Source organism: Propioniciclava sp. (assembly GCF_029977985.1).
GTDB lineage: Bacteria > Actinomycetota > Actinomycetes > Propionibacteriales > Propionibacteriaceae > Propioniciclava.
Genome location: NZ_JARKOT010000002.1, coordinates 1 through 2421, shown reverse-complemented (window position 1 = coordinate 2421; position 2421 = coordinate 1). Strand labels below are relative to the sequence as shown.

General features: G+C 70.4%; 3 protein-coding genes. 2 read left to right on the top strand and 1 reads right to left on the bottom strand.

The features are described 5' to 3' along the window. The coding region (locus Q1K57_RS00075; protein WP_300077385.1) for a thioredoxin family protein at window positions 1-237 on the top strand (237 nt) is incomplete at its 5' end. Window positions 238-265: 28 nt separating this feature from the next. On the opposite strand, the gene Q1K57_RS00070 is transcribed toward Q1K57_RS00075, so the two are convergent. Then, window positions 266-742: a hypothetical protein gene (locus Q1K57_RS00070; protein ID WP_300077382.1), complete on the bottom strand. Its 477-nt coding sequence runs from the start codon at window positions 740-742 to the stop codon at window positions 266-268. Between the two features lie 98 nt (window positions 743-840). Between Q1K57_RS00070 and Q1K57_RS00065 the strand changes: the two genes are divergently transcribed. Beyond that, on the top strand, window positions 841-2211 hold the full coding sequence (locus Q1K57_RS00065; protein ID WP_300077379.1) for an HNH endonuclease signature motif containing protein: 1371 nt from the start codon (window positions 841-843) through the stop codon (window positions 2209-2211). The last annotated feature ends 210 nt before the right edge of the window (window positions 2212-2421 follow it).

Here is a 2421-nt window from a genome sequence, read left to right as displayed (position 1 = left end):
ATGCACATCAAGATCCTCGGCCCCGGCTGCAAGAACTGCGTGAACCTCGAGAAGGAGGCCCGCGCAGCCGTCGAACACCTCGGCCTGGACGCCACCGTCGAGAAGGTCACCGACTACGCCGACATCGCCTCCTACGGCATCCTGCGCACCCCGGGCCTCGTCGTGGACGAAGAGGTGTTGGTCTCCGGGCGGGTTCCGAAGAGCCCCGAGATCGAGCAACTGCTCGCCGGCCGCTGAGTCCCCGCTACGTCGCCGGCGGGGGGAGTCAGTCGCAGTTGCCGCAGGTACCGGACGGGGTGAGTTGCAGGAAGCACCGTGGGCAGAACTTGGGCTCCTCCTCCACACGTCGCGGCTGGCGGACGGTCCGCGCCGGCGGCGTCCGATTCGTGGAGGGGGCGGCGGGCCGTCGGCCGAAGGTGCTGAGCGTGACACCCGGCCAGTCGGGGGAGCATTCGCTGTTCACCCAGTGCCGCGGGAACATGACGTAGCCGGGTGCGATGACCATGGCGGTGCGATCCTGGGCGTCGACGCAGCGGATGTAGCCGTCGTCGGCCGAGCGCCGGAACCTGGCGGCTCCCACCCTGGTGAGATGACGTTCCAGCACCTGTCGGTCGGCCGCCGACCAGCTTCGCTGCCAGCCGAGCACCTCCGAGCGCACCATGGTGTGCCCACCCTTGGCGGCGAGAGCCTCGCGCAAGTGCTGCAGTTCGGCGTCGTCGGGACGGGGTACGGCTTGGGTCACGGCGGGTCCTTCCGAGCTCTCGACGGGTTCCGATCGGAGATCTTTCGCAGCATACAAGGGCTTGCGTGGGGGGTGCTGGCCAGGCTATAATCAAACACATGTTCGATGAAGGGGTGCTGCTGCAGCCGTGGGTCCTGGACTCCGGCAGCATGCCGTTCCCCTCCGACATGCCCGAGCCGCCCGCGTGGCTCGACGAGGTTCCCTTGTCCGAGGCGCCTTCGTTCCCCGGCGATGTCGAGACGCTGGGGTGGCAGCTGGACGATGCCCAACTCCTCCAGCGGATCGTGGACGCAGAACGGGTCGTGGCCTTCGCCCAAACGCAGTGGTTGGCGCTGATCGCCGAGGCCGAACGGCGCGGCTCCACGCTGGCCGTGGCCTCCATGCCCACGGCGTCCTGGCTGGCCGCGCTGCCCTCTCACAGCCCGCGGCAGGCGCGCGCCGACGTCGCCTTGGCGGGCAAGCTGGACGCCGCCCCGCCGGTCGCCGCCGCTTTCGGACGAGGGGACGTCTCGCGTGAGCAGGCCGAAGCCATCGTGTCCGGTCTCGGGCTGCTGCCGGACGCACTGAGCCGCGCTGAGGTGGACGCCGTGGCCACTCACCTCGTGGGGCTGGCCGCCGAGTTCAACCCTCCCGCGCTCCGTCGCCTCGTCAACCGGGCGGTGGAGGTCGTTGCGCCCGAGGTGGCCGAGGAGGCCGATCGACGGGCCCTCGACCGCGCCGAGCAACTCCAGCAGCGCGAGCGCTACCTTTCCTGGAAGCGACAGGCCGACGGCTCGGTCAGCTTCCACGGCAGCCTCCCCTCGATCGAGGGCGAACTCCTCATCAATCACCTCGGCGATCTCGCGCGCCGCCAACGCGCCGCCGATGCCCTCGCGGGTGTCGGTACAACTCGGCCGCAGGCGCACGCGGACGCCCTCGCCCAGGTCCTTGCCCACCACGCGGGTTGTGAGGGCGGCGCCGTGGGTGGCGACTGGGCGCGCGTGGTCGTGAGCGTCTCGCTCGACGACGTGGCGGACGCCGCGAGTCAAGCCACGTTGGTCGCCTCGGGCGAGCCCGTCTCCGTCGGAGCGTCCCGACGTCTGGCCTGTGCGGGCGGCGTCCTGCCGGCGGTTCTCGGCGGCGAGTCCCTCCCGCTCGACCTTGGTCGCGCGCGCCGTCTGTTCACCACCGCTCAGCGGCTCGCGATCGCGCTACGCGACGGGGGCTGCGCCTTCCCGGGTTGTGACCGCCCACCCGGTGACTCCGAATGCCATCACCGCACCCCGTGGGGAGCGGGGGGAGCGACCGACCTCGAGAACGGCGTGCTGCTCTGTCCGCACCACCACCATCTGGTGGAGCCGGACCTCCGGCGCCCACCCGACGAGCGGTGGGAGATCACCTTCGACGCACGGGGCAACCCGCAGTTCACCGGCCCCGCCGGGCCGACCGGCGTGCGCATCACACGCCAGCACGCCAGGTTCCGAGTGTGAGGGGTGTCGGGGCGCCCCTGGTCTCGCACTACGACCGCACGTCGTAGCGAATCCGGCGCGATGGAAGGCTGAGGCGACTCACACCCGGGCGAGAGGAAGCCGATGTCAAAGGTGACGTTCTTCAGGGGACAACAGCTGCCGCTGGAGATGCACAAGGTCAGGATCATCCAGAAGCTCAACCTGCTGCCGGTCGAAGACCGCCTGCAGGCC

Bases quoted from the DNA above. Each gene is read 5' to 3' on its own strand.
- Q1K57_RS00065 (WP_300077379.1), top strand. From the start codon at position 841: ATGTTCGATGAAGGGGTGCTGCTGCAGCCGTGGGTCCTGGACTCCGGC.